Raw genomic sequence first — 26301 nt, 5'->3', positions numbered from 1 at the left:
AATGGATATTTGTTTTGGCTCTATCCATCGTACTTTTAAATCAAACGCACAAAACTGTGGAGAATAAGGGAGTCGAACCCTTGACCTCCTGCGTGCAAGGCAGGCGCTCTAGCCAGCTGAGCTAATTCCCCCTCTAGTAGTTGTCAGTTGTCGGTTTTTAGTGGTCAGTTGAAAACTAACTTCTAATTACTAACTTCTAACCTCTAATTCAATTAGTAGTCTCGGGCAGGCTCGAACTGCCGACCTCTACATTATCAGTGTAGCGCTCTAACCAGCTGAGCTACGAGACTTCATGTTTTTAGTTGTCGGTTGTCGGTTTTTAGTTGTTAGCTTTAAAACTAACTTCTAATTATCTAACCTCTAACTTCTGTAACTAAAATCTCTCTTTCCCTGATACTAATTTCTAGTGGGTTTTGTATTTTTATAATATAAGCAACCGAGTAAAAAACTAAAACGTTTTCTTTTAAGTAAGTACATGATACATTTAAGTATCTTTATTTGTTTAACGTCTAATGACGCTCTAAAATGAGATGTTCCAGCCGCACCTTCCGGTACGGCTACCTTGTTACGACTTAGCCCTAGTTACCTGTTTTACCCTAGGCAGCTCCTGTTACGGTCACCGACTTCAGGTACCCCAGACTTCCATGGCTTGACGGGCGGTGTGTACAAGGCCCGGGAACGTATTCACCGCGCCATGGCTGATGCGCGATTACTAGCGATTCCAGCTTCATAGAGTCGAGTTGCAGACTCCAATCCGAACTGAGACCGGCTTTCGAGATTTGCATCACATCGCTGTGTAGCTGCCCTCTGTACCGGCCATTGTATTACGTGTGTGGCCCAAGGCGTAAGGGCCGTGATGATTTGACGTCATCCCCACCTTCCTCTCTACTTGCGTAGGCAGTCTCACTAGAGTCCTCAACTGAATGTTAGCAACTAGTGACAGGGGTTGCGCTCGTTGCAGGACTTAACCTAACACCTCACGGCACGAGCTGACGACAACCATGCAGCACCTTGAAAATTGCCCGAAGGAAGGTCTATTTCTAAACCGATCAATTCCCATTTAAGCCTTGGTAAGGTTCCTCGCGTATCATCGAATTAAACCACATAATCCACCGCTTGTGCGGGCCCCCGTCAATTCCTTTGAGTTTCAAACTTGCGTTCGTACTCCCCAGGTGGCTAACTTATCACTTTCGCTTAGTCTCTGAAGCTTAAAGCCCCAAAAACGAGTTAGCATCGTTTACGGCGTGGACTACCAGGGTATCTAATCCTGTTCGCTCCCCACGCTTTCGTCCATCAGCGTCAGTTAAGACATGGTAACCTGCCTTCGCAATTGGTGTTCTAAGTAATATCTATGCATTTCACCGCTACACTACTTATTCCAGCTACCTCTACCTTACTCAAGACCCGCAGTATCAATGGCAGTTTCATAGTTAAGCTATGAGATTTCACCACTGACTTACGAGTCCGCCTACGGACCCTTTAAACCCAATAAATCCGGATAACGCTTGCACCCTCCGTATTACCGCGGCTGCTGGCACGGAGTTAGCCGGTGCTTATTCGTATAGTACCTTCAGCTTTCCACACGTGGAAAGGTTTATCCCTATACAAAAGAAGTTTACAACCCATAGGGCCGTCGTCCTTCACGCGGGATGGCTGGATCAGGCTCTCACCCATTGTCCAATATTCCTCACTGCTGCCTCCCGTAGGAGTCTGGTCCGTGTCTCAGTACCAGTGTGGGGGATCACCCTCTCAGGCCCCCTAAAGATCATTGACTTGGTGAGCCGTTACCTCACCAACTATCTAATCTTGCGCGTGCCCATCTCTATCCACCGGAGTTTTCAATATTAAATGATGCCATTCAATATATTATGGGGTATTAATCTTCCTTTCGAAAGGCTATCCCCTGATAAAGGTAGGTTGCACACGTGTTCCGCACCCGTGCGCCGCTCTCAAGATTCCGAAGAATCTCTACCGCTCGGCTTGCATGTGTTAGGCCTCCCGCTAGCGTTCATCCTGAGCCAGGATCAAACTCTCCATTGTATGTTTTTCTGACTCACTCAAAGTTTTGACGCTTTAGTTTTTCCTTACTTGGTTGTTATATCTATTTTTCAATGATCTCTTCTCTTCCGCTTCCTCAGCTACCCTTTTCTGTCGTTGGGCGTTGCCGTATTTGCGTGTGCAAAAGTAATAACTTATTTCTAATTGACCAAATGTTTTTTGAAGAAATTTTAAAGTTTTTTAAGTAACCCTAAACCCTTTTCCTAAACATTCAATCTGCTACTCCCGCGCTTCCCGTATTGGGATTGCAAAGATACAAATCTTTTTTATTCTCACAACTTTTATTGCTAAAAATTTTCAGTGAATCTTTTTTTGATTTACATCCTATAAAGTAACTTAAATTATATGCCCGAAGGCCCTCCTGCGCTACTGATATACTCTCGTTTTCAGTGGGGCAAAAGTACCAACTTTACCCCCACACTTCCAAATCTATTTAACATAAAATTCAAATTAAATTCATATTTGACGGTAAAACCTTGAAAGCGTGGGAGAAAAATTTTCATTAGGTTAGAGGTTGGAGGATGGGGGTTAACGGGAATGTCCCGGAAACACCAATGTCATGCGGAGCTCATTCTCTTTATTGTAGATTAAACTAAAAACATAACGCTCCTACGGAGCTTATGATTTAATGTTTGAACGTGATGTTATAAACATAGAGGCCCTAATAGAGCTTATGAGTGATTCGGGATATTTTTTAATTTGTTTCTTTAAGAGTATACAATTTTTTAAATTTTGGAAGAATAAATCTTACAGGATACAAAAACATCCTTCATTTAGAAATGTAAGTTTTACTTTGACAAATTTTGATATATGACCACTACCCTAGCCCCGATAAGAGCGGCATCCTTTTTCTGAAATGGCTTTAAAAAAAGCGCCGGAGAAAAAGATACAGCGGTGAGCGGGATTAAGCTACTAATGAGAAAAACTTTTCCTTATATAATATAGTAAGATAATTGTACTATATATAATACTAATCAGCTTTTATCAATTTAAAAATATCTGTCTACTGAAGAATACAATATTATATATGATTAAATGGTTTCTCTTCTTTCAAATATTCAGTTTCTATGCCTTTTAATAGGAAAGCATTTTTGAGGACCGAATCTTTTTCTTCAATTGCCTGTAGGCAAGCATAAGTAATAACGGAAACAATTTGAGCTCCGGTTAAATCATAATTTGTAGCAATTTTACGTAAATATCAGAATCTTCTAAAGTTATATTTGACGGAATCATCTTTTGCCATAACAGAAATCTGTCGTCAGCATCAGGTTTACTATAAATGATTAAACAATTGAATCGTCTGAGAAATGCATCATCAATATTGTTTTTAAAATTCGTAGTAAGAATAATTAATCCATTAAAATTTTCGGGAGGTTGCCAATAAAAAACGCGGTTGTTTTGAAGGTATCTAATTACCACTTCTAGTTTTTCGATTCCTGTAACGTAATCGGATTGTTTTATATTATAAGATGTGAACAGAAGTGATAAAATTAAATTCTGAGTAGGATTTTTGTATTTTGCTATGGTATCGCTTGATGGAATATAATTTTTATATAAGGTCTGATTTTTAAGTATTTTATCTTCTTCTATATTTACAATGGATAAAATTATGGTAGATTTGGAAGACAGAAATTCATCTCCATCGTTCAAAGTAGCTATATTGGCTAATTCAACAATTGGCGCTCCTGCTATTTCTGCATTTACTGCAGTAACAAGTTTTGAAAGGAACTCTGTGATTTTCATGGCTTCAGTTTATACTACCAAAGTTGTATAATAATATTACATACCACAGGAAAAACACCGTTTATCTCATAGGAAAAACACTGAAAATTAAAATTTTCTAAATAAACATTTGAGAAATCTATGCAGATAATGCTTTAAGTTTAATTTGGCTAAGGATTGAATTCTTTATCATTCGGGAAGTTCGGTGAGTTATGTACAGCCTTATTCATTCATTAAAAAATCGAATATTGATGGTTTGCATAATATCATTGATCTTGCGGTGGCAGGAAAAATAAAATTTCTAATGCTGCTGTCTTCTATGGGCGTATTTAGTTGGGGAAGGCCCTTCACAAAAAAAACATGGATGTACGAAGATGATTCTATCGATTAAAATATGGCGGCAGTTTCCAGAGATCTGGGATACATAAAAAGCAAATAGGTAATGGAAAGTATCGCTGAAAAAGTACGACAAAAAGGACTTTCTATTACAAATTTCAGGTTAGGTTTTGCGGTTTGTCATAGTACTTCCGGAGCTACTGTGATGAATCAATGGTGGGGATCGCTTATCAGAAGCTGTGTTGAACTTAATTCATTTCCGCTTGTTATGGGATTAAAAGATGAATTGACGACGGTAGATTATATGTGCAAGGCGATTATGCACATTAGTAAAAAGAAAGAAGCAGTCGGGCTCAATTCCTACCTTTATCCTTTTTCTGAAAATGACGTTTCACTTACTGACTTCTGCGCCAAAATAAATGAATATTATGATGTCAATTTAAAAGGAATGCAATACCATCAATGGCTCAATCAATGGAAGTTTGATAGTAAATTTACCAATTTATCCTTTATTGAGCCTGTTCACAGAAGATGTGCACGAAGGAAAATCATTAGTAGAAGCTTACGAAAACACCTATTATTATGACAGAAGTAATACACAGCAACTCTTAGCAGATACCAATTTACGGCCTCCTGTTTTCGATAAAAAGCTGATGACTCCTTATCTTGAATCTATGGGAGTTCTTTAAAGATTAATTCTTTTTTCTATTATGTAATTTGACAGGACAACTATGGATGTTTATGTTTAAATTATATTTGGAATAATTGGGACAAATTTCGGTATCAGTAACTCTGGACATCTATTATGGTTCTCAATCATTTGCAATGTTTTTTATCTATAAAAATAAATGAGAGTATGTTTATTTTACTCTCTTTTTTTAAAACTAAATTTTAATGAATAATGATAATCTATTGAAATTTTTAAATTACCTATCACGGATCAATCCTTTTTCTTGAGACTGAAAGATTAAATCTTTTCTTTGTTTTAGGAGGAATCGGGTTTTAAGTCTTTCTCTGTACTTAAGAAAACCACTACAAATCATTATAACGACATTCTCAATTATTTTTAGCAAAGAAGTACAAATGCCTCAGCAGAATCTTTCAATGCTAAAATAAAAAACTTCAGATCACAACTTCGAAGCGTAAGAGATAAAGCATTTTTCTTGTTCACATTATCTAAACTTTTTGCTTAGTCCCCAAGTTTTTGCATTAATCCATGGAAACTTGCTGTAAGGAAAAACAAACCGAATCCGGTCTTGTAATTTCTGAAAATATTAAAGTTGTGAAAAACTTTTAAAATTTACTTATATTCGTAACTGCGAGTTACAAATGGCTCATGAACTGTATGGGTTTTGAGTTTCATTTATTTATTATTAAGTGTTTAAATAAGCTATAAAACTGATTTAAATATTATTCGGGGTTATAAATAAACGTTTCTAAATGTTGAATTTATGCCTTTTTTATGTTGTTTGAATTTTTCTTCACAGAAATAAAGGCAAAATTGAAAAGCCTATCAAATTTACTACCTAGTATTTGGGTTAAATTTGTAATAAAAGCTATTTGATTTTTTCATTATATTAGCATCATACATGCGTTAAAAAAAAGCAGATTATGCCAAAACAAATAACAGATATGAGTAAATAATAAACTACCCCAAGGCAAGCCTCGAGGTATTCTCTTCAAATAAAATTCTACAACAATGGGAATAGCAAGTTATTTATCCCTTTCCAGAAATACGGTTAAAAAATAAATTTACTTTCTCCATTACAATTAATAATCATTATAAATTGCAAATGCTTGAAATGAAGTGCCTGAAAAACTACCTCCCTGAATGCATTGAGAAGCCGTAGTAAAATCAAAACATGTTCCTAAAACCTCAATACTGTGTGTGCCCGCACCCAATAAGGTTGTATAACTGCCGGTGTTATAAAAAATTCCGGTTAAATTAGTTCCTGTAGCGGTACTATTAGTGTATGTATTAGAAGAACGGATAACGTTAGTTCCATTGACATTTAAGTGAGTTCTTAGTATTTTCATTCTTCCATCTGTAGCAGCAATAGATAATGTTACGGGAACTGAGTAACTAATCATTACAAATGCTGGTTTTGTTAAAGTTATAGACTGGTTACTAATACTTACAGGTATAGCAGCAGCTCCATTTCCTCCTGCATTTACAGAAGGCAGAACATTAAGATTAAATAACGAGACCATTTGCTGATTTAGTAAACTCTTTTTAACATAATCAACATTTCCATTTGCATCAGAAATTAAAACGTTATTATAAGAACTATTTGCTGATTCATCGGTTTGTGTTCTGACTCTTAAACTACCGTTAACGTCTAAAGTCCTAGAGGGGGTTGTTGTATTGACTCCCACTTGAGCATTCATAAATGAACTAAGCATTAAAATAAAGCAAAAATTTTTCATATCAGTATATTTTGATTGGTTATACGTTATAAAAGGTACACTTTTTTAATTCATCACTCATTGAATTTGTAATAAAACACCGAATGTTATGTTGATTCCTTTCTCAATGGTTACTTATGTTGTTGATTTAATATTTTTATCAATTCGGAATGTATTTAAATTTCACTATTTTTAGGATAGTCAGAAAATGTAGGCCCCAACTTTAAACAATTAAATAATTTCTCTAATTCCTGTTCATTTAAAAATACTCTAGTCACTTCATTAAACTTCGAATGATAGTTCATAAAAGGGGTCTCTTTCCATCCATCCATTTGCAAGACAGATTTGAATGATTTTTCCAAAGTTCTTAATATACTTTACTGCGGAATTATTGTTACAGGATCTTTCGGTTCTTAAAAAGAATTCAAAATCGTTCAGAAAAGCATAATCTATTTTATATCAATATCTGAAAGATTAAATTTCCATTTTAGAAATTCATTGGTGTGACGGAGACACGTTTTATATCTTCCCAATGTTCCAATTGCGAACTCCTTTCCTATCAGTTTCTCCATTCGGTCATTATGATTTTGAAAAATAGGAATAGGTGTTCTAGAAAGTTCATTTCTACCCAATAGCTTATTTTTAAGAGTTTCACAAGTTACTCTTTCTTTATCTTTCACCAAGCTATGATACGCATCATAAACTTTTTGCTCAAATGTTTTTAGATAAAAATTAAGTGATCTGCACTCTTCTGAAGAGCCACCAACCTTCTGCATTGCGGAACTCCATTTTAAAGGCTTTACGGTACGTTTTGTACTGATTTCGGTTATTTTGCCGTCAATAGTAATTCGTAAATAAATAGGAGACTTTCCTACAAAGTTGATTTTAGCTTTTTTTTACATAGAAAAGCAAATTGAATGTCTTGTTCACTTCGTGTAGCTTTGAGATTTAAAATTAACCTTAGCAAAACATTAACACAAGACCTTCTGTTGCTGAACCAGCTCTCGAACAAGGTTTTCTGAATTTTCAGTGATCTTTTTTCACCTTTTTCAAGTGGTCACTGAATAGGTCATTTTCAGATTGTGCTTTTTTAATTCTCTTTGAACAGACATAAAACGCAAAAAGCTTTAAAACAGATGTTTTAAAGCTTTTTGTAATACATTGATATTGTATTTGCGATCCGGACGGGACTTTGAGCAATTCCACCAAACCCCTAAAATATCGGTTTTCAGCAACTTAAACTCTATTTGGTCTCGAATTTACCCCTTAAAATTTATGTAATTTTATTACCTTTTGTAGATAGAACAAATCTATGAAATTTATCAAAAATAAACTAAAAAAATTAAAAAGTTTTGGTGAAATTAATGTTCTGTAAATCCTACTCTATCACAACAGATAATTGAAAATTTATAAATCATCACTTGAGATTTTAAAAAACTGTAATATTTTGAGATTTTCAAAGATGGAACTTCTGAATCTTATATTTTTAGTACGCTTTCTCAAAATCTCGTATCACTAAACAAAGTTTCATAAATTTGTGAAGTATGAGTTTAATGTAACAAATTATGAAAATGGGATATGCCCGAGTTTCAACCAAAGGTCAAAATTTGGATTTGCAAATTGAAGCTTTAGAAAAAGCGGTTGTGAGAAAATTTATCAGGAGAAAATTTCAGGCGCAACAAAGAATCGTCCAGAACTTGATAAAATGATAGAACAGTTCAGAGAAGGTGATTAACTTTATGTTTGGAGATTAGACCGGTTAGGAAGAAGTTAAAAAATATTATTGATCTTGTCTTAAGTTTGAGTAATAAAGGAATTATAATAAAAGGTCTTGTAGATGGTGTTGACACTTCAACAATTAATGGCAGACTATTTTTAAATTTAATGGCTTCTCTTGCTGAAAGAACCAATGCAGGATTGCAATCTGCAAGAGCAAGAGCAAGAGGAAGAACAGGAGGAAGGCCAAAAGATTATACCACGGAAACAATTTCAAAGCTACTACTTCTACGTTCAATTTATAAAGATCCAACACTACGTCCGGAAGATATTTACAAACCCTTAGGATTGACCAGGGCAACATTTTACAGGTATGCTAAAATTCTTGATCATCATACTGATGAAGAAATAAGGAATATGGTAGTAAAAAAGAAGTGAATCTAATTTGTTTTCTAAATACAAATTAGAATTAAATCACAATAAGTTTTAATTTTTTTTGTGATTTACGGTATCCCGCAATTTGTTATTGATTAGAATAATTACCTTTGATTCCTCTATATTTAATCCAGATAGATTTTAATTCATTGCAAGAAATATCAAATACGACAAATATTTTAAATAACCATTATGAAAACAACAATTACTTTTTTTACTATTCTTTTATCAATAATCACTATTCAAGCTCAAGAAAGTATTGACTTATTGACCTACGAAAATACTCAGGATATCAATTTCTTCACCTCTGTTAAAAATGGTGCTTTGATTAAGGAATATATCACAACCACTAAAAATAGTGTGAAGGTTGGTGATACTTTAATTTTAGGATCTCCAACCTCTCAAGAAATGAATACAAAAACATATTCAGGCAGTTATGGTAATAGAGCAAGAGGGGGTGTTTCACAATCTAGGAGCACTTCAAAAAAAACCTATGAATTTATACAGCTGGGAAGACCTGCTGGATTTGGAAGTGTTATGTCAGCAATGGGTGGTAATGCACAGAACATGGCAGATAACAGTTTAAAGAACACTAAAGTTATTGTAAATGAAATAAAAACATATCATAGAGGCAGTAAAAATAAACCCTTATATGTAGTTATGGTTTTGGGAGAGATAAATGGTAGAGCTTTTGGAATAAATAAATATTTGAGCGTGATGGATACGGAGTTGGGGATTGAGTCTGGTGAGATTCTTTTGAAAAACAGAAAAATGACCAGAGATGAAGCGATTGCAAAATTAAAAGAGGCGAAAGAGCTGGTAGAAATTGATATGATGAGTAAAGAGGAGTTTGACGAATTGAAAAAGGAACTCGCTCCAATTATCACAAATAACTAAGAATAATTCTTTTGATAAGCAGCAATATGCGCTATACTATAACGGGTATAAACAAGTTATACTATATTTTTCAAGTATCACGTCACAACATCTAGAACATGAACGAAATAAGTAATACTTTTTTGAAATTTGCTAAACGATAAAATTATGGAAACGTTATATAATAAAAATGGTGAACCTATAGCTTATGTAAGTGATGATAATGAACATATTTATCAGTTTAATGGTCAACCGGTAGCATATCTGAAAGACGAAAATATTTATAATTATTATGGTAGATATTTAGGATGGAAGTATGATGGATGGTATTTCGATAGGAATTGTCACCGAGCATTTTTTACAGAGAATGCTGTTGGAGGTCCTATAAAGCCAATGAAAAAAATAAAACCAATTAAAGCAATAAAAAATATTAGACCAATAAAATCTATTAAGGAAATTAGACCGATCAAACCGATTCGTTCTTTATCTTGGTCATCTTTCCAGCTGTATGAATATTTTTTTCAATAAGATTGAATGGTAAATAATCTAAAAAAACTATGTATAAATATTTTTTGTAAAAACCTAAAGAAAAATTATACGCAAACGGTAATTTATATTATGACAGCTTTATAATAGAAATAACAGCAATTTATATACGCCCTCAACACTTAGAAAGTGTTGAGGGCTTTTCTATTAACTAATACGTGTAGTTATTTTACTACATGAACTTCCATTTTCAACTACAAAGAAACTTTTATCGCCGCCGTAGATTTATAGTGTTCAAAAGAGAACAACTAAATAAGAATAAAAAATAAATAATACCATCATGACAAAACAATTCGCAATCGCAGCCTTAACTATCGGAGTCATTATATTAGGAACTAACAATGTTAAAGCTCAAAACACTACCGCTACCACAACCGTAAATATTCCCCTGAACGATGTCATCTCTATCGATGCGGGAAGTACTGCAATTGGTAATACAGTTGACTTTAACTATGCTACTGCAGCGGACTATAACTCTGATCAAACGATTACTAAAGCCAACTCTTTGAAAGTTACTTCAACGAAGAACTTTAATGTAAAAGTAAAAGCAGGGGTGTTAATTTCATGAATGGAACCAACTTAATCCCTGTAAATGTTTTGACGATCAAAGCAGCTGCAGCTGCCGGAACAATGGGCGGAACAAAAACCGCTGTAGTTTTATCTGCAACGGATCAAACCTTAGTATCAAATGCTCCGCTTGGAAGTGCCTTAACACTGAATTTGGACTACACCATTCCAGCGGCGAAATCATCATCTTCTGATATTTTGGGTAAACCGGCCGGAACTTATACGCAAACAGTAACTTATACTGCAACAGCTTTATAAGTAATTTTTTTTCATATTAATATTTTGTGATTTGGTGTTTCGAAGGCTTCCTACAGGAGGCCTTTGATTTTGTATGTATTGATAGCGATATAGAGAAAATTCAAAATCCGCGAATAAGTATCTATCAACTGTAAGGTAGAATCTATGTTTTTGGACATTTAAATTTAATTCATACATCACACCAAACATTCAGTAAATTTATTAAGCCGTTTTATATCTTTTTTAAAGTTATCAAATCTCAAAAAATGATTGACTCGATTGGAGTTACCAAACGAATACTTAATATCAGGACAGAAAATTTCCTTATTTAGTTTTTACTTTGAGTGATGTAAAATTCATAACTAGTGATATATTTGCAAACTTATTAAAAATTTATTCTATGATAAAAAAAGCTATACTCCTTTTTAGCATCATTATATCAATAATGGCTTACTCTCAATTAACCTATCTTCCGTCTTACAGTTGGGGTGGAAATATTGGAGGGACTGGATACGACATTGCCGATCATATTACAACAGATATTTATGGTGATGTTGTAGTATCAGGAAAATTTTCAGGCAATTCAGACTTTGATATTTCATCCTCTGCCAATAGTTATGTAAGCACTGGATCATCAGATGCCTTTGTGGCAAAATATTCCGGAAATGGTTCACTTAAATGGATGAAAGCTTTTGCATCCAATGCTACGTCAGATGGTACTCCTTATGTTAATTCAATGGCAACTGATTCATCTGGTAATATTTACTTAACTGGGCATTTTAACGGGAGTGTCGATTTTGACCCCAGCCCAACAGGAATAAAAATGCTTACTTCAAATGGAGATGCTGATATTTTTATAGCAAAATTGGACAGAAACGGAGTACTTGTTTGGGCGGGCAGTATAGGAGGTATAGAGTATGACAGAGGGTTTGGAATTACTGTAGACAGTCTGGATAAAGTGTATGTAACTGGTAGCTTTAGAAAAACAGCTGATTTTGATATTACTCCCGGTGTATTTAGTATGACAAGCGAATATATTGACACTTCCTTCATTTTGAAAATTGACAAAGATGCACAATTCATCTGGGCGAAGATGACGCAGGGAATGGGAAGTGATGTAGGAACTTCCATTGCTGTTGACTCTAATTTCAATGTCTTTGTTACAGGAAATAATAATGGGGTAACTGATTTTGACCCAAGCCCTACCGGTGTTTTTAATCTTAGTTCATCTACCGGACAAGCGTACCTTCTAAAGCTTGACAGTAACGGAAATTTTGTTAATGCAGGGGTAACTATAGCCTCCAATCAAAGTAATTTAGCAAGGTCACAAAGAGTGAAAATTGATAGTAATAACAATGTTTTAATAACTGGCAGTTTTGGTGGTACTGTGGATTTTAACTTTGCCAACGCACAAAATTCCCTTATATCTTTTGGATTATATGGAATGACTGATGCTTACGTATTAAAGGTTGATAATAACTTAAATTATTTATGGGCGAGGAGCCTTGGAGTACAATTTGCTGATGGAGCGGATGGACTTGCAATTGATCAAAACAATAATGTGCTGGTAACAGGATATTTTGAAGGTATCATTGTAAATGATTATAGTGGCAGATATGGAGAAGAAGTTTTCACATGGGCTCTTGATCCATCAGGCAATCAGATTGACCTCGAAGATTATATAGGACCAGGTAGTGGTGACCGTGGATATGATATTTCAGTAGACAAATCTGGAAATATTTATACAGTAGGGCAATTCTACACACACCTTAAAGACATGACGATTTTTAATTATCCATCTGCAGGTAACAGTGACGGTTTCCTGATAAAGCTAGGAAATGCAGTCTTTCAACAACCTGTTAGTATACCACCCACAGCTGTATCAGATGCCTTTACTCAAAGCGGTAGCGGTGCATACACTTTTAATATTCTTGCAAATGACCAAACTTTAGTTGGAACAACTTTGATTAAAATTGTATCGTATCCTCTCTACGGAACTTTGACTGTTAACAATAATGGAACAATAACTTATACACCTACAGGATCAGATTGGATGAACGATAGCTTCAGCTATACCGTTGAGAATGGCAATGGTTTAGTTTCAAACGTTGCTACAGCAAATCTCATTAATGGAAATTTAAATGTGAACGAAGTAAATCTTGATCAAAAAATAAAGCTTTTTCCCAACCCCGCCGAAACGAGCATTTCACTGACGTCCGCTTCAAAAATTCTTACAGCAGAAGTTTATGACTTATCGGGAAAGAAGATGTTTAGTATAAAAGGCTTTAAAAATATTGATGTTTCAACCCTAACCCCAGGAGTCTATATTTTAACAGCTGAGACCATAGATGGACAATTTTTCAAAAAGACTTTTATTAAAAAATAATGAATTGATCTCTCTGGTATTAAAAAAAAGCTGTTTTTTCAAACAGCTTTTTTTAATACGTTTTCGTACAAATAAGATAATATATTAATTTACATCTAAATGTGTTTACCGCGAGAAAGGATGTACATCTATAAGACTATTTAGTTGAAGCTGAAAATGGTACTAAAACAAGAATTTTCATTTCCTATTTGGAACACCGTTACATTTTTTCTCATTATTACAAGCAAAATCAACTTATAAATGATAATAGATATATTCGGATTGAAATACAAATTATATAAAATCAAAATTAATCTCAAAAAACGATAATATGACAGAAAATTATATTCAATTTGCAGGCGGTTATCAAAAAGACAATATTGAAGAAGAGGATATAGTAAAAGCTATATCAGACATTCAATTAATGGATGACGAACATGGAGCATTTTGGGTTTCGGTTATAACCGATGATGATAATGTTATTGAAGTAAATAAAGATTTATCGCTTTTTGTAATTTTCGATGGACAACAAACCAACTATCAGGCTAAAGATTGGAAAGAAGTCACAGAACTTTACAAGCTATTATTAGCTGAAAAATTCGATGAAGTAGCCGAAAGAGTAAATAGAAATAAGTAAATCTCAAAAAACGACAGGAAAATTTAAAACACCGCAATTACGAGATCTTAAACTTATACAGCCGTGGATGCACAATGGTTTATTTATTGATCTTGAAGGCATTGTCAATATAGTTTTGAGTATTTAGTTCAATTTCGAATTTTCATGTTTTATAGAAATACATCAAATCTTGAAGATTTCATATCTATACATTCCTAATTAAGGAAAAATAATATTTTACTTGCACTTTCCTAGTACAGCAAAGCAAAAACTCTCTAAATTTTTCAGAGAGTTTAATTTATTCCTTTGAAGATTTGTTCAAAATAAGCTTTGGACCAAAGCTTATATTTTTTTTATACTAAAAAACTCTTGTAACTCCTAAACCTATAGCCCAAGAGTTGTACGCGTTGATTTTTAAGTCGTTCGTAACATTGGCGTTCAATTCATATCTTTTTTAGATGTGATAACTGTACTCCGCACCGATCCTTATCAAGAAAAGATTGCCCGTATGGGCAAACTCTCCGCCTGCACCTAAAATAAAGCTAAAATATTTGCCAGGTTTGTAGGATGCCATTACTGCTGATGCTACCGGATAACTTCTTTCCAAAGTCTCTCCGCCGCTGTTTTTCAGATGTTCCTGTACAACAAAGTCTTCTACAATAATATCATTATGTAATCCGATTGCCCATTTTGGACTGAATTTATAATTATAATTGAGAGCCCAAGATGGCAATGATAACCATTTTTTATTTCCATTGGTCTGCACACCCTGGCTAACTTGGGTATGGCTAATCATAAACCCAAGCGTGTGGTGTGGTGAAAACGAATCGTGAGAATCTTCCTTGGCCGAGACTAAGTAAGGAACTGAAACACCAGCGATCATTAATAAAATTAGAAATCTCATAGATTTTACTTTTTATAAATCGATTTTCCTTCTTTGATAGTTTCTAAAACTTTGATATCCTTTATTTTCATAGCATCTATTTTGACAGGATTTTTATCAAGAATAACCAAATCTGCCAACAAACCTTTTTGCAGTTTGCCTTTGCTTTTTTCTTCAAAATATTGATAGGCAGCATTTGTTGTAATAGCTTGCAATGCTTGATAAGGAGAAACTCTTTCTTCTGCACCAATCGTTACTCCGTTTCTTGATATACGATTGACTGCAGACCATACTACAAACATCTGATCAATGGGAACGACATTGAAATCAGTATGGTTGGTCGGTTTTAATCCTACTGCTATTGCAGATTTCATTGGACTGATAGATGATGCCTGCTTAATTCCACGAAGTTTGATGTGCGTATCCGCAAAGAAATAAGTATGTTCTGTGTAAAATGACGGAATCAATTTTTCGTCTAAGAATTTATTTAACTAGTCTTTTCTTGCAAATTGCGCATGGATCACTGTGGTTCTTCTATCTTTCGTAAAATCTCCTCCGGATGCATATTCATGTGCTTTTATACACATATCGATTGCTGCATCGCCATTGGCATGAAACATAGATTGTAAACCGGAATCGTAAATTCTTTTTAATAATTTATTAGCTGTTTCCTGGTTAAAAGAAGGTTCTCCTTTCCAGTTTTTTTGACCACTTGGACCATCTGTCAAATAGGGCGTCGTGAAAAAGGCTGTTCTGCCTTGTGGCGAACCATCAACTGTAATTTTTATACCACCCAATTTCAAATGGTTATTGTATTTTCCAAATTCCTTTGGTTGATAAACTTTGAATAGCGTATCCATTTCCGTAAATAATGGATATGAAACAACATCTATAAACAGTTTGTTTTCTTTTGCACCACGCTTTAAGACATTGACTTCCGGCATATGTGTAGCACCTTCCTGCGCTGTCGTGACACCTGCTGATGCATAAAACATTTGCCCTTCTTTCAGTTGAGTAAGTTGTTGTTCAACAGATGGTTTTGGCATTGCTGCAAAAATCGGCAAATAATTCATTTCCATAATTAGACCGTAAGGTTCATTGGTTCCAGGTTTTCTGACAATCATGCCACCTTCCACGGTTTTAGTATTGGCATTAATGTTGAATTTTTCCATTGCTTTAGAATTCAAAACCACGCCGTGCATTGAAACGTGTATCACGATTACAGGATTATTTGGTAAAGCCTTATCCAGATCATCACGATTTAAGAGAATACCATTTGGCATCGCATTGTCATCATAACCATAACCAATGATAGTTTCTCCGTCCGGGATTTTTTTATCTGATTTCAATTTTACTAAAGCATCTACAATCCCCGCAACACTGTTTCCATTACCTGCAGGCGAAGGTTGGCAATTGGCTTGAGAGTTCATCGCTAAAGAACTCATAAAATGGCTGTGAGGATCTATAAATCCTGGTAACAGGGTTTTTCCTTCCAGATTATTCATCACTGTTTTGTCTCCATGGAATTTTTCAGCATCTGACATAGAACCAACAAACAAAATTTTCCCATCTTTTATTGCGATAGCTTCTGCATATTGAGGATAATCGCCTTCCATTGTTAAGATTTCACCACCATAATAGATACTGTCAGCAGGATTTGTAACTTCCTTTCGACATCCAATAATGGAGAATAATAAGACTGTAAGTAGTAGTTTTTTCATAGTTTGATTTTTATTATCAATGATTAGTTATCGCTTAAAAATAATAATTTATTCTTAATTATTATTCAAGACATAAAAAATAAGTTAATTATAATATTAACAAGAGATAAGTTGGAGAGAATGTTTTGAATTTATGTGCATATTAAAAAAATATTATAATTGAGAAAAATATTTTAAAATAATATAATCTGTAAATTAATAATATACCTAGTCTTAAGTGCAGTTGGGGGATTAGGATTTTAAGTCAATATTAATGTGGTATAATTTTCAAGTAAAATACAATCTTAAATATAACACTTTAGTTTAGATTGGAACAACTTGGGAACAATTATTTAAAGACAAAACTCTAATTAATAATCATTTAGAGTTTAATATTTTAAATACCCAGTACCAAAAAAGGATAGGAATACAATAATGCTTTATAAAATAGTTGATGGTGATTCTTTGAGATAATTTAATGAATGTTTAAAAATTGATCTACTTTCAGATTGTGCTTTTTTAATTCTCTTTGAACAGACATAAAACGCAAAAAGCTTTAAAACGTATGTTTTAAAGCTTTTTGTAATACATTGATATTGTATTTGCGATCCGGACGGGACTCGAACCCGCGACCTCCGCCGTGACAGGGCGGCATTCTAACCAGCTGAACTACCGGATCAATTTTTTTAAAGTAAATTGAGAAAACTTTCTGCGATCCGGACGGGACTCGAACCCGCGACCTCCGCCGTGACAGGGCGGCATTCTAACCAGCTGAACTACCGGATCAATTTTTTTAAAGTAAATTGAGAAAACTTTCTGCGATCCGGACGGGACTCGAACCCGCGACCTCCGCCGTGACAGGGCGGCATTCTAACCAGCTGAACTACCGGATCTCTTACAATAACTAAGCTTGTACCCTCTGTTATTGTGGTTGCAAAAATACAACATTTCTGGAAACCTGCAAGTATTTAGACAAAAAAAATGCTCTCCAATTCGGAAAGCATTCATTATCAAAGCGATTTTTTTTATAAGTGCGCGCTCAATTTCTCAGCGATGATCTCTTTTGGAGTTACACCAACCAATTTATCAACTACTTCACCATTCTTAAAAATAAGAACTGTAGGGATATTTCTGATTCCGTACTGCATAGAAATTTCCTGATTGTTGTCTACATCTACTTTTCCTACGACAGCCTTTCCTTCAAAATCTGCTGCCACTTCTTCGATGATTGGTCCCAAAGTTCTGCACGGTCCGCACCATACTGCCCAAAAGTCTACCAATACTGGTTTATCAGATTTTAAAACTGTGTCTTGGAACGAGCTGTCCGTAATTTCTAAAGCCATTTTTTTATTTTTAATTATTAATATTCTATTTAAATTCTGAAATCAAAATTACCACTTTTAAGCGAATAGCTTATCTATGCTCAACATTTGTATTTTCTATGATTAAATCTTTCGAAATTTCTGCTAAAGCATCCACAAAAGTATCAATATCCTCTTTTGTCGTCATGTGACTGAATGATACACGCAAAGGTGTACATTCATCCATTTCATCCTCAGAAAGCATCATCATCATCACCATTGAAGGTTTTGAAGCCCCAGAAGAGCAAGCGCTACCCTGAGAAACAGCAATTCCCTTCATATCCAACTGCAACCCGATTAAAGGATTTTTATAAGGCAACAACAGGCTTACAACGGTATACAAACTGTTTTCAGCTTCCGAACTTCTTCCGTTAAATTTAATTCCCGGAATCGCTTCAGAAACTCTATCAATAGTGTATTTTTTAATATCCTGCATGTGTTGTGTATACGCATCCATATTTTTAAGTGAAAGCTCTAAAGCTTTTCCTAAACCTGCAATACCACTCACATTTTCTGTACCTGCTCTCAAACTTCTCTCTTGAGGACCGCCAGTAATGATTCCTTTTAATCCGCTTGATTTTCTGATGAAAGCAAAACCAGTTCCTTTAGGACCGTGAAATTTATGGGCGCTGCAAGAAGCAAAATCAACAGGAATATCAGACAAATCTAAATTCATGTGAGCCATTGTCTGCACCGTATCAGAATGAAATAAGGCATTATTTGCTTTACACAATTCTGCAATCTTTTTAATATCTACAATGTTTCCGATTTCGTTATTGGCATGCATCAAACTTACCAAAGTCTTCTTATCAGAAGCTTTTAGCAATTCTTCCAATTTATTTAAATCGATATCTCCCTTTTCATTAGGACGGATATAAGCAACCTCAACACCCTTCCTGTTTTTCATATCTAAAATACTCTCAGAAACACATTTATGCTCCAAAGGCGAACTGATGATCCTTTCAACGCCCAAATGTGAAACACTTGACTTGATGATCATGTTGTTAGATTCGGTTCCGCAAGACGTAAAAATAATCTCTGCCGGACTCACGTGAAGATATTCTGCAACCTGCCTTCTTACATTTTCAATTAAAATCTTAGCATCCTGTCCGAAACTGTGTGTTGAAGACGGATTCCCAAAATTCATTTTCATGGTTTCTACCATGGCATCGATAACTTCTTCTGAAAGCGGCGTAGTGGCAGCGTTATCTAAATATATTTTATTCATTTTTTATTTTGAATATTTTAATTCTACTGAATTGAACTGATAATTTGAAGGAACAGAAAATATAAACCAAGGATTTGACATTACCTGAATTGCCATACCTCCTGATTGATATTCTGGAACTTCTACATATAAAATATTATTCTTTACAGAAATACTTTTAATCACTGAAACCTTGTGATCTCCAGAATTGAAAGTTCCCAAATTATACAAAACAACTTTCTTATCCTTAGGAAATGTTGGAATTTGCATTACCGGTTCCATACCTGAAACTGCGAAATTTTCTGTTATCTCTTTTTCGAGTTGCTGTTGATCTTTGATGATTGTAAAACCAGCCTGCTCTGCTCCACCTTGAGTTTCAGAAGCGAGAATTTCTCCTTTATTTTGCATATTGTTAGATTTCTGTGCGGTCGTGCTTGTACAACTCATGATGAATGCAAAACATACAATTAGCAACTTATTCATTTTATTTTTATTAATCTTTCAAAATTAGTGAAAAAATTGGTAATGTCCTTCATTCGCCCATTTCAGCATTGGCTTATCACCCGAGGTATCTCCAAAAGCTATGATTTTATCGTATTTATCGTCTGAAATTTCTTTTTTAATTCTTTCTAACTTTTCTTTTCCGTTGCAGTTTTTACCGATAAAACTACCTGTGAAAACACCATTTTTAAATTCTGCTTTTGTGGAAACAAGATTCATCTGCAATTTTTCAGCAAATGGTTTAGCCCATATATCTAGGGAAGCCGTCACCATAAGACTTTCTGTATTTTCTCTATCTATATTTTCAATGAAATCTAAGGCGTTTTCTCTTACTATTTTTGGATAATTTTCTTCAAAAAACTGTTTAGACTTTTCTTCGATTTTAGTCTGAAGCTGGCCTTTTAAAATAGAACCGATAAAGCTTTTCTTTACTTTTTCAGTCTCCGCCAATTTTAATTTTAATAAAATAAAAAGCGGAATATGTTTTACAAACTGTACCCGAAATTTCGATGGATTATAAAATTTAAGATACATAAACATCGTGTCTTTGTAAGTCAAAGTGCCGTCAAAATCAAAGCAATACAATTTTTTCATACTCAATTAAAGTTTTAATTTCTTAAAAATAAATTCAGGAATATTTCTAATGATTAACATAATAACGCCCCAAATCGGTAAAACGTATGCCACATTTTTTTGTTTTTTGAATGCTTTATAAATACACTCTGCCGCCTGCTTCGGTGTTGCCGTTAATTTCGGATTCAAAGGTAAGCCTTCTGTCATTTTTGTTGCCATAAATCCTGGCTTTACGGTCATTACATGTACCTTTTTTTCAAAAAGATAATTCCTCAAACCGCTTAAATAAGCTGTGAATGCTGCTTTTGCGCTTCCATAGATAAAATTACTCTGTCTTCCTCTATCACCGGCAACCGATGAAAGTCCGATGATAGTTCCTGATCTTCTGCTTTCGAATTTCTGAGCAAAATAATTCATTACCGGAACTAATTTTGAGTAATTGATATCTATAATTCTCTCTGTATTTTTATTGTCGTACAAGCCTTCTTCTGTACCTTCTCCCAAATAACCCGTTGCACAAAAAGCAGACTGGAGTTGATTTGGTCAAACTCAGAATAATTGATTGTTTTCGTTAAATCTAATTCGATAATTTCCGATTGTTGCAAAAATTTAACATCAATATGTCTTGCAAATCTCTCTGTGGTTTCTTTATTTGAGGTAAAAAGATAAATTCTTTCAAACTTTTCGCCTTCCTGCAAAGCCTTTTCTACAAATGCCTGCGCTACTTCCGATGTACTTCCCAGAACTATCATTCTACTTATTATTTAAAATTCTTTTGTGCTGTAAAGACACAAATTTTGAACTGTTGACATTTTTCAGATAATCTGTAAGCGAAGATCTGCTCATACTGTCTTTTGTTAAATAAATTCTTCCGCCAAACTCCTGAACGATCTGATCTAACTGATCAACCAGCTTTTTCAGTTTTGAATTCACTTTAAAATCCAGGGCCAAAGTATAACCTTCGGTCGGGAATGAATTGTATGCTTCAGGATTATTTTCCCCAAAAAGTTTTAAGACTGCCAAGAAAGAACCATTTCCGCTATTGGCGATGGTTTCAAGGATTTTTTTCATCCCTTCTTTTCCGGTTTCTTTCGGGATTACCATTTGATATTGGATAAATCCTGACTTTCCGTAGATTTTATTCCAATCGGTTACGGCATCCAAAGGGTAGAAAAATGTTTCGTAATCGATAAAATTCTTCACCTCTTTTTTAGATTGCTTTTTATAATAAAGAAAATTAAAAATCTTCACCGTCAAAGCATTTAAGACAAAATTCGGAAAATAAAAAGGTACTGTCGGAGAGAATTTCTTCTTTAAAACTAAAGGATTTTTAGCATCATTTCCTGTCAGTTCATGTCTAAAGGCGTGTTCGCCGCGCATCAGAATACTTCTTCCTATATTTTTCCCTTTCTGAAGACAATCGATCCAGGCAACTGTATATGTCCAGCTTTCACTTTCTTCAAAAAGTCTGAATATTTCATCTAAATTTTCTGCTTTGATGCTTTCCTGACGAATGTAAGCGGTCTCAATATTTTTAAGCTTAAATTTTGCTGAAAGAATAATTCCGGTGAGCCCCATTCCGCCGATGGTTGCCCAAAATCTATCTGAATTTTCTTCTCGTGAACAGATGATAATATCACCATTTTCGGTCATTAATTTAAATTCGGTAACATATTCTGAAAAACATCCTTCGGCATGATGATTTTTACCATGAACGTCTGACGCAATTGCGCCACCTACAGAAATAAATTTTGTTCCCGGAGTTACGTATAAAAAATAACCCTGCGGCACAGAAATTTCTAAAACCTCGGAAAGTAAAACTCCGGATTCGCATTCGATAATTCCGTTGAGACGGTCGAAGCTGATGAATTTATTTAATTTTTTTGAAGAGAAAATATTTTCGCCCAATGAAGCATCACCATAGCATCTGCCATTTCCTCTTGCAATAACTTCATTGTGATTAAGTACAAATTCTTTTATTTTTTTGAAGCTGTCTTCAGACCTCATTTCTTTTTCCACGATTGGAAAGTTGCCCCAATTTGTAACTTTTTGTGTGAAATTTGGTTTCATCTGTGATTAATTATTTTTGTTGTTTCAGATGCAATCACCATAAATTTTTCATTATTGTTTATACTATTTAGTCTGCGCAATTTCATTATTTAAAATAAATTAGAATTAAAAATGCGGCAACCCATAATAATAATGTAACCTGAATATATCTGTCTCTGTAAACAATTTTTGTAGGAGATTCGGTTCTGTTGTAAACCAAAGTTTGCTGTAAATATCTTAGAAAAGCGAAAACAACAAAAATTACTGTGTAAAATACGGCTTTATGTAGTTTAAGCTGAATTTCTGGAGATAATGTAAACATCAGATAACAAACAATCGCCAATGTTACCGAAATGGAAAGTGCAATATCTGCAAACTGTACATTGTAACCATCAAGCGCTTTTCTTGTTTTGCCTGAAACCTGAGCATTAATCAACTCGCCACGTCTTTTTCCGATGGCTAAAACCAATGCTAAAACGAAAGTCAGTAGTGTTGCCCATTGAGAAATAAAGATTCCTGTGATGTATCCGCCCGCCTGAACTCTTAGTACAAATCCTGTGGCAATGATAAAAATATCAATAATCGGAACATGCTTCAGTTTAAATGTATAGGCAAGATTCATTACAAAATAAATCCCGATAATGGCCGCAAACTTCCACAAACTTTCATGGAAATTAAATTGTGCAAAGAATATCAAAGCGATATCCAAAACAATCAAACCTGTAAGGATAGTCAGTGCTTTTCTTTTAGAGATCGCACCGCTTGCGAGAGGTCGTCTTCTTTTTTCCGGATGTTGTCGATCTGCTTCAATATCGTTGTAGTCATTCAGGATGTAAACAACACTCGCCGCCAGAGAGAAAATGACAAATGCAAAGATACTTTTTGTAAGCAGGTCTACATTCTGAATACTTCCCGAAAAAAACAAGGGCACAAAAACAAATAGATTTTTCACCCATTGCTCTACACGAAGCAGTTTTAAATATTTTTTCATTTATGTAATTTCGTTTGCAAAAATAGTGATTTTAAACCAAAAAAAAATGCCGTTTAAAAATACAAAAAAAACCGCCAAGGCGGTCTTTTATGATAATATTTATATGTTAACGATTATTGCCCTTGCTTAGCGTCATTAATCATTTTTTCGTTTGCCGTAATCGCAAACTCTACTCTTCTGTTTTTAGCTCTACCAGCGTCTGTATCATTTGATGCTACCGGCATTGCTTCACCTTCACCTAAAGCGAAAAGTCTGTTTGAAGAAATTCCTTTTGACATCAAATAAGATCTCACAGAATTGGCTCTTCTTTCAGAAAGCTTTTGATTGTAATCATCAGCACCTTTGCTGTCTGTGTGACCGTAAATATTGATGTTGGTGTCAGGATTATTTACTAAAACCTGAGTCAACTTATCTAAGTTTGTTTTTGCTAGTGATGTAAGATCAGAAGAATCAAACGCAAAAGTAACAATGCTTTCATTCATCGTGATTTTAATACCATCACCTACTCTTTCTACTTCAGCACCCGGTAAAGTTTCTTTAATATCTTTAGCCTGCTTATCCATTTTATTACCGATAACATTACCCGCAACACCACCTATAATACCTCCAAGAACAGCTCCTAATGCTGCGTTTTTACCTTTACCAACATTGTTCCCAAGAACACCACCGAGTACAGCTCCGGAAGCAACACCTACTGCGGTACCTCTTTGCTGGTGATTAGAATTCTGTACAGCCTCACAACTTGTAAGCAGTAATGCTGATGATAAGAAAAATGCTCCTATATATGTTTTATTAAATTTCATTATGTTTATTTTAAATAGTTAAATTATTTCATTCCAGCTCTTTCGAAGTTGTAAACAACTCTTATTGTGCTACCATCAAATGGTACATTTTGCTCTAATGAAAACTGATCTGTTGTCATATTGATTACATCAAGTGTGTACCCTACAGTATTTTGTTTAGCTTTTGTTCCGGCCTGAATTTTTTTGAATAAAAACGTGTTTCCGTCTTTTACTTCAAATTTAATCGGCTGAGTCAAGGCAGGGCAATTTCCACCTCCGTTTAATGTATATGCTCCTGTATAGTTATTTGGAATGAATCTCCAGTGACTTCCAACGAAACATTGTGCATCTGCGCCTTCATCAAAAGGCTTGATTTTATATTGCTTGTCGTACTCAATGCTTACAATTTGGAAATCTCCTTTCATTTTAAGAAATTCTGATTTGTTGCTTTGTGCATCTGCTCCTTTTTTAACGGTGGAACAAGACACTGCAAAAAGTGATGTTCCCAAAATCCCCGCAAGTAATAACTTTTTCATATGTTTTTTTTTACGTCAGATAAAATCGAAAAGCGACTTTACCTTTTTGTTTATTATTTATAAAGTTACTACAAAAAACCGTGCCAAAACAAATTTGTTAAAAAAATAAAAGCCCGAAAAAATCGGGCTCTCATTATTATTATCAAATAAGTATTTGATTATTATTTCCTTACAGCTTTCTTAGCTTTTGCAGGTTTTTTCACTGAAGAAGCTTTTCCGTTGTAGAAATTATTGAAAGCATATTCTGCTGCTTTTTTCACATCGATTACCCCACCAGCCTGAGATTTTTCTCCAAACTCATTTTCTGTACTTGCATTGCTTGTTTTAACTAAAGCCTCGATGATCTGTGCAGGTGTTAGGTTTGGCATATAAGCCAATAACACTGCCGCAGCACCTGCCACTACCGGTGAAGCCATTGAAGTTCCTTGTTGGTAACTGTACTCATTATTCGGAACTGTAGAATAAATTTCTTCACCTGGAGCAAATACATTGACCATATTTTTATTATAATTTGAGAAACCTGCTCTCAACTCATTGTTTCTATTCGTACTTGCACCGACAACCAAAACATTATCTACGAACGGAGCCGCATCAGTCACATTTTTAAAGTTGGTAGGATATGCTAAGTGCTCGGCAACATCTTCGTTTTCGTTACCTGCAGCTTTTACTAAAAGAACTCCTTTATCATCAGCATATTTGAATGCATCCCAAACCACATTTTTACCCGGAGAAACCGGTTTACCAAAGCTCATATTCAAAACTTTAGCACCATTATCTACAGCATATCTGATGGCGTTTGCAACATCTTTATCTCTTTCGTCGCCATTAGGAACCGTTCTTACGACCATGATTTTAGCCACTTTTGAAGCTACACCATATTGCACTTCCTTACCTTGTGGTAAACCAGCAATGATACCAGAAACGTGAGTTCCATGCTCTGCGTCCGGACCTTGATAATGGTTATTTCCATATTTTTTTTCAGAATAGTCATCGTAGTTGTCCCCTACAATTTCTGCTCTAGGATCAAATGCAAGATCATACTGTTGAGCCATTGGACCAAAATGATCTAGCGCACTTTTAATTTCTTTGTTTAAAAACGCCTCGACATCAGAAGGAGATTTACCAGCTAATTCAGGATTTTGAACCAAATTATTCAAAATTTGTAACCCCATAGACTCTTTCTGGTCTGCTGGTTTTGCCAATGCAAGATTTTCTTTAGTAAAAGGCTTCCCTCCAAGCAACTTCACCATAGAAGGAATTGCTTCATTAATCATGGTAAACTGCTTGAAACTCTGACTTGCGTCTACACTCTTTTTAGTAAAAAGCTCTTTAGACTTCATGTACATTGCAAATTCTTCAGGCATTTTTGCTTGATTTGCTTTGTTTTTTACAGAGTCATCGCCTTCGAAAACTGGCTTGTATTTAGCAACAACTCTTGTTACTTCCATATTATCTACGCCAATGTCTCCGTTTTTACCACCGATGAAATTCCATCCGTGAACATCGTCAATGTATCCGTTTCCGTCATCATCTTTTCCGTTGTTGGGAACTTCATTTGGGTTTGACCAAATATTTTTCACCAATCCCGGATGATCAACCTGGACACCGCTGTCTAAAACACCTACAACAACTGTTTTAGGTTTAAGACCTTTTGATTCAAGATATTTGTATGCATTTTCGGTATTGACACCATATACTTTAGAAGTGGCAAAATCTTTATGATACCACGTCATTAAATCTTTATCTTCTTTTGGATCAACAGCCGCTTTTGCGCCTTGAGCATAAGAATAACTAAAACCTGCTAAAAAGACAGCAGCTAATACTATTTTCTTCATTTT

Annotated in this window: 19 protein-coding genes, 5 tRNA genes, 1 rRNA gene and 5 pseudogenes; 8 read left to right on the top strand and 22 right to left on the bottom strand. The window is 34.7% G+C overall.

Annotated features, from left to right (window positions below):
• Positions 1-57 precede the first annotated feature (57 nt).
• From EAG08_RS16915 to EAG08_RS16900, 4 genes are all read right to left on the bottom strand, one after another.
• Positions 58-131, bottom strand: a tRNA-Ala gene (locus EAG08_RS16915).
• A gap of 85 nt (positions 132-216) precedes the next feature.
• A tRNA-Ile gene (locus EAG08_RS16910) sits at positions 217-290 on the bottom strand.
• Positions 291-523: 233 nt separating this feature from the next.
• Positions 524-2040 (bottom strand): 16S ribosomal RNA (locus EAG08_RS16905).
• Between the two features lie 1182 nt (positions 2041-3222).
• On the bottom strand, positions 3223-3801 hold the full coding sequence (locus EAG08_RS16900; RefSeq protein ID WP_129536457.1) for a Pvc16 family protein: 579 nt from the start codon (positions 3799-3801) through the stop codon (positions 3223-3225).
• 184 nt (positions 3802-3985) lie between these two features.
• Between EAG08_RS16900 and EAG08_RS16890 the strand changes: the two are divergent.
• A pseudogene (locus tag EAG08_RS16890) lies at positions 3986-4702 on the top strand (SDR family oxidoreductase).
• A 1184-nt stretch (positions 4703-5886) separates the two neighbouring features.
• Here EAG08_RS16890 and EAG08_RS16880 read toward each other — a convergent pair.
• The 3 genes from EAG08_RS16880 to EAG08_RS16875 form a co-directional block, all read right to left on the bottom strand.
• Positions 5887-6519: a hypothetical protein gene (locus EAG08_RS16880; protein WP_129536454.1), complete on the bottom strand. Its 633-nt coding sequence runs from the start codon at positions 6517-6519 to the stop codon at positions 5887-5889.
• Positions 6520-6804: 285 nt separating this feature from the next.
• Entirely contained in the window at positions 6805-6960 is a 156-nt protein-coding gene (locus EAG08_RS23160; RefSeq protein WP_410493341.1) for a phage integrase SAM-like domain-containing protein, read from the bottom strand.
• Positions 6961-6971: 11 nt separating this feature from the next.
• Complete coding sequence (locus EAG08_RS16875) at positions 6972-7364, bottom strand: hypothetical protein (RefSeq protein ID WP_317126332.1); 393 nt, start codon at positions 7362-7364, stop codon at positions 6972-6974.
• A gap of 723 nt (positions 7365-8087) precedes the next feature.
• Here EAG08_RS16875 and EAG08_RS23155 point away from each other — a divergent pair.
• From EAG08_RS23155 to EAG08_RS16845, 7 genes and pseudogenes are all read left to right on the top strand, one after another.
• Positions 8088-8257 (top strand): annotated as a pseudogene (locus EAG08_RS23155) (recombinase family protein).
• Between the two features lie 65 nt (positions 8258-8322).
• The gene (locus tag EAG08_RS22295; protein ID WP_228446610.1) at positions 8323-8676 is read left to right on the top strand and encodes a hypothetical protein; all 354 of its coding nucleotides are present in this window, start codon (positions 8323-8325) and stop codon (positions 8674-8676) included.
• Between the two features lie 189 nt (positions 8677-8865).
• Positions 8866-9570: a hypothetical protein gene (locus EAG08_RS16865; RefSeq protein WP_129536452.1), complete on the top strand. Its 705-nt coding sequence runs from the start codon at positions 8866-8868 to the stop codon at positions 9568-9570.
• A 147-nt stretch (positions 9571-9717) separates the two neighbouring features.
• The gene (locus tag EAG08_RS16860) at positions 9718-10077 is read left to right on the top strand and encodes a 4-fold beta flower protein (RefSeq protein ID WP_129536451.1); all 360 of its coding nucleotides are present in this window, start codon (positions 9718-9720) and stop codon (positions 10075-10077) included.
• A 298-nt stretch (positions 10078-10375) separates the two neighbouring features.
• Positions 10376-10920, top strand: a pseudogene (locus EAG08_RS16855) (peptidoglycan-binding protein LysM).
• 379 nt (positions 10921-11299) lie between these two features.
• The gene (locus tag EAG08_RS16850; protein WP_129536450.1) at positions 11300-13285 is read left to right on the top strand and encodes an Ig-like domain-containing protein; all 1986 of its coding nucleotides are present in this window, start codon (positions 11300-11302) and stop codon (positions 13283-13285) included.
• A gap of 310 nt (positions 13286-13595) precedes the next feature.
• Positions 13596-13901: a hypothetical protein gene (locus EAG08_RS16845; RefSeq protein WP_129536449.1), complete on the top strand. Its 306-nt coding sequence runs from the start codon at positions 13596-13598 to the stop codon at positions 13899-13901.
• A 433-nt stretch (positions 13902-14334) separates the two neighbouring features.
• Here EAG08_RS16845 and EAG08_RS16840 read toward each other — a convergent pair whose 3' ends face one another.
• The 15 genes and pseudogenes from EAG08_RS16840 to EAG08_RS16770 all read right to left on the bottom strand — a co-directional run bounded on the left by EAG08_RS16840 (position 14335) and on the right by EAG08_RS16770 (position 26298).
• Positions 14335-14784 (bottom strand): hypothetical protein, encoded by a 450-nt coding sequence (locus EAG08_RS16840; protein WP_129536448.1) that lies wholly within the window; start codon positions 14782-14784, stop codon positions 14335-14337.
• A gap of 5 nt (positions 14785-14789) precedes the next feature.
• Positions 14790-16208, bottom strand: a pseudogene (locus EAG08_RS16835) (amidohydrolase).
• Positions 16209-17068: 860 nt separating this feature from the next.
• Positions 17069-17142, bottom strand: a tRNA-Asp gene (locus tag EAG08_RS16830).
• Positions 17143-17175: 33 nt separating this feature from the next.
• A tRNA-Asp gene (locus tag EAG08_RS16825) sits at positions 17176-17249 on the bottom strand.
• 33 nt (positions 17250-17282) lie between these two features.
• Positions 17283-17356, bottom strand: a tRNA-Asp gene (locus EAG08_RS16820).
• 132 nt (positions 17357-17488) lie between these two features.
• Positions 17489-17806, bottom strand: a complete 318-nt coding sequence (gene trxA, locus EAG08_RS16815) for a thioredoxin (protein WP_050378296.1) — start codon at positions 17804-17806, stop codon at positions 17489-17491.
• A gap of 70 nt (positions 17807-17876) precedes the next feature.
• Positions 17877-19052, bottom strand: coding sequence for a cysteine desulfurase family protein (locus EAG08_RS16810; protein WP_129536447.1), 1176 nt, complete (start codon positions 19050-19052; stop codon positions 17877-17879).
• 3 nt (positions 19053-19055) lie between these two features.
• On the bottom strand, positions 19056-19514 hold the full coding sequence (locus tag EAG08_RS16805) for a hypothetical protein (protein WP_129536446.1): 459 nt from the start codon (positions 19512-19514) through the stop codon (positions 19056-19058).
• Between the two features lie 24 nt (positions 19515-19538).
• The gene (locus tag EAG08_RS16800) at positions 19539-20126 is read right to left on the bottom strand and encodes an HAD family hydrolase (RefSeq protein ID WP_129536445.1); all 588 of its coding nucleotides are present in this window, start codon (positions 20124-20126) and stop codon (positions 19539-19541) included.
• Positions 20127-20132: 6 nt separating this feature from the next.
• Positions 20133-20857, bottom strand: a pseudogene (locus tag EAG08_RS16795) (SDR family NAD(P)-dependent oxidoreductase).
• A gap of 1 nt (position 20858) precedes the next feature.
• The gene (locus EAG08_RS16790; RefSeq protein ID WP_129536444.1) at positions 20859-22175 is read right to left on the bottom strand and encodes an FAD-binding oxidoreductase; all 1317 of its coding nucleotides are present in this window, start codon (positions 22173-22175) and stop codon (positions 20859-20861) included.
• Between the two features lie 85 nt (positions 22176-22260).
• Positions 22261-23145: a decaprenyl-phosphate phosphoribosyltransferase gene (locus tag EAG08_RS16785; RefSeq protein WP_129536443.1), complete on the bottom strand. Its 885-nt coding sequence runs from the start codon at positions 23143-23145 to the stop codon at positions 22261-22263.
• A gap of 113 nt (positions 23146-23258) precedes the next feature.
• Positions 23259-23948 (bottom strand): OmpA family protein, encoded by a 690-nt coding sequence (locus tag EAG08_RS16780; RefSeq protein WP_129536442.1) that lies wholly within the window; start codon positions 23946-23948, stop codon positions 23259-23261.
• 23 nt (positions 23949-23971) lie between these two features.
• Positions 23972-24463, bottom strand: coding sequence for a lipocalin family protein (locus tag EAG08_RS16775; RefSeq protein ID WP_129536441.1), 492 nt, complete (start codon positions 24461-24463; stop codon positions 23972-23974).
• 161 nt (positions 24464-24624) lie between these two features.
• Positions 24625-26298, bottom strand: coding sequence for a S8 family serine peptidase (locus EAG08_RS16770; RefSeq protein ID WP_129536440.1), 1674 nt, complete (start codon positions 26296-26298; stop codon positions 24625-24627).
• Positions 26299-26301 lie beyond the last annotated feature (3 nt).

Source organism: Chryseobacterium sp. 3008163 (assembly GCF_003669035.1).
In the GTDB taxonomy this organism is placed as follows: domain Bacteria; phylum Bacteroidota; class Bacteroidia; order Flavobacteriales; family Weeksellaceae; genus Chryseobacterium.
This window is presented reverse-complemented; position numbering and strand designations above follow the sequence as displayed.

Excerpts from the sequence above, each read along its gene's own strand:
- EAG08_RS16900 (WP_129536457.1), bottom strand. The coding sequence starts at position 3,801 with ATGAAAATCACAGAGTTCCTTTCAAAACTTGTTACTGCAGTAAATGCA.
- EAG08_RS16880 (WP_129536454.1), bottom strand. The coding sequence starts at position 6,519 with ATGCTTAGTTCATTTATGAATGCTCAAGTGGGAGTCAATACAACAACC.
- EAG08_RS16865 (WP_129536452.1), top strand. The coding sequence starts at position 8,866 with ATGAAAACAACAATTACTTTTTTTACTATTCTTTTATCAATAATCACT.
- EAG08_RS16860 (WP_129536451.1), top strand. The coding sequence starts at position 9,718 with ATGGAAACGTTATATAATAAAAATGGTGAACCTATAGCTTATGTAAGT.
- EAG08_RS16850 (WP_129536450.1), top strand. The coding sequence starts at position 11,300 with ATGATAAAAAAAGCTATACTCCTTTTTAGCATCATTATATCAATAATG.
- EAG08_RS16845 (WP_129536449.1), top strand. The coding sequence starts at position 13,596 with ATGACAGAAAATTATATTCAATTTGCAGGCGGTTATCAAAAAGACAAT.
- EAG08_RS16840 (WP_129536448.1), bottom strand. The coding sequence starts at position 14,784 with ATGAGATTTCTAATTTTATTAATGATCGCTGGTGTTTCAGTTCCTTAC.
- trxA (WP_050378296.1), bottom strand. The coding sequence starts at position 17,806 with ATGGCTTTAGAAATTACGGACAGCTCGTTCCAAGACACAGTTTTAAAA.
- EAG08_RS16810 (WP_129536447.1), bottom strand. The coding sequence starts at position 19,052 with ATGAATAAAATATATTTAGATAACGCTGCCACTACGCCGCTTTCAGAA.
- EAG08_RS16805 (WP_129536446.1), bottom strand. The coding sequence starts at position 19,514 with ATGAATAAGTTGCTAATTGTATGTTTTGCATTCATCATGAGTTGTACA.
- EAG08_RS16800 (WP_129536445.1), bottom strand. The coding sequence starts at position 20,126 with ATGAAAAAATTGTATTGCTTTGATTTTGACGGCACTTTGACTTACAAA.
- EAG08_RS16790 (WP_129536444.1), bottom strand. The coding sequence starts at position 22,175 with ATGAAACCAAATTTCACACAAAAAGTTACAAATTGGGGCAACTTTCCA.
- EAG08_RS16785 (WP_129536443.1), bottom strand. The coding sequence starts at position 23,145 with ATGAAAAAATATTTAAAACTGCTTCGTGTAGAGCAATGGGTGAAAAAT.
- EAG08_RS16780 (WP_129536442.1), bottom strand. The coding sequence starts at position 23,948 with ATGAAATTTAATAAAACATATATAGGAGCATTTTTCTTATCATCAGCA.
- EAG08_RS16775 (WP_129536441.1), bottom strand. The coding sequence starts at position 24,463 with ATGAAAAAGTTATTACTTGCGGGGATTTTGGGAACATCACTTTTTGCA.
- EAG08_RS16770 (WP_129536440.1), bottom strand. The coding sequence starts at position 26,298 with ATGAAGAAAATAGTATTAGCTGCTGTCTTTTTAGCAGGTTTTAGTTAT.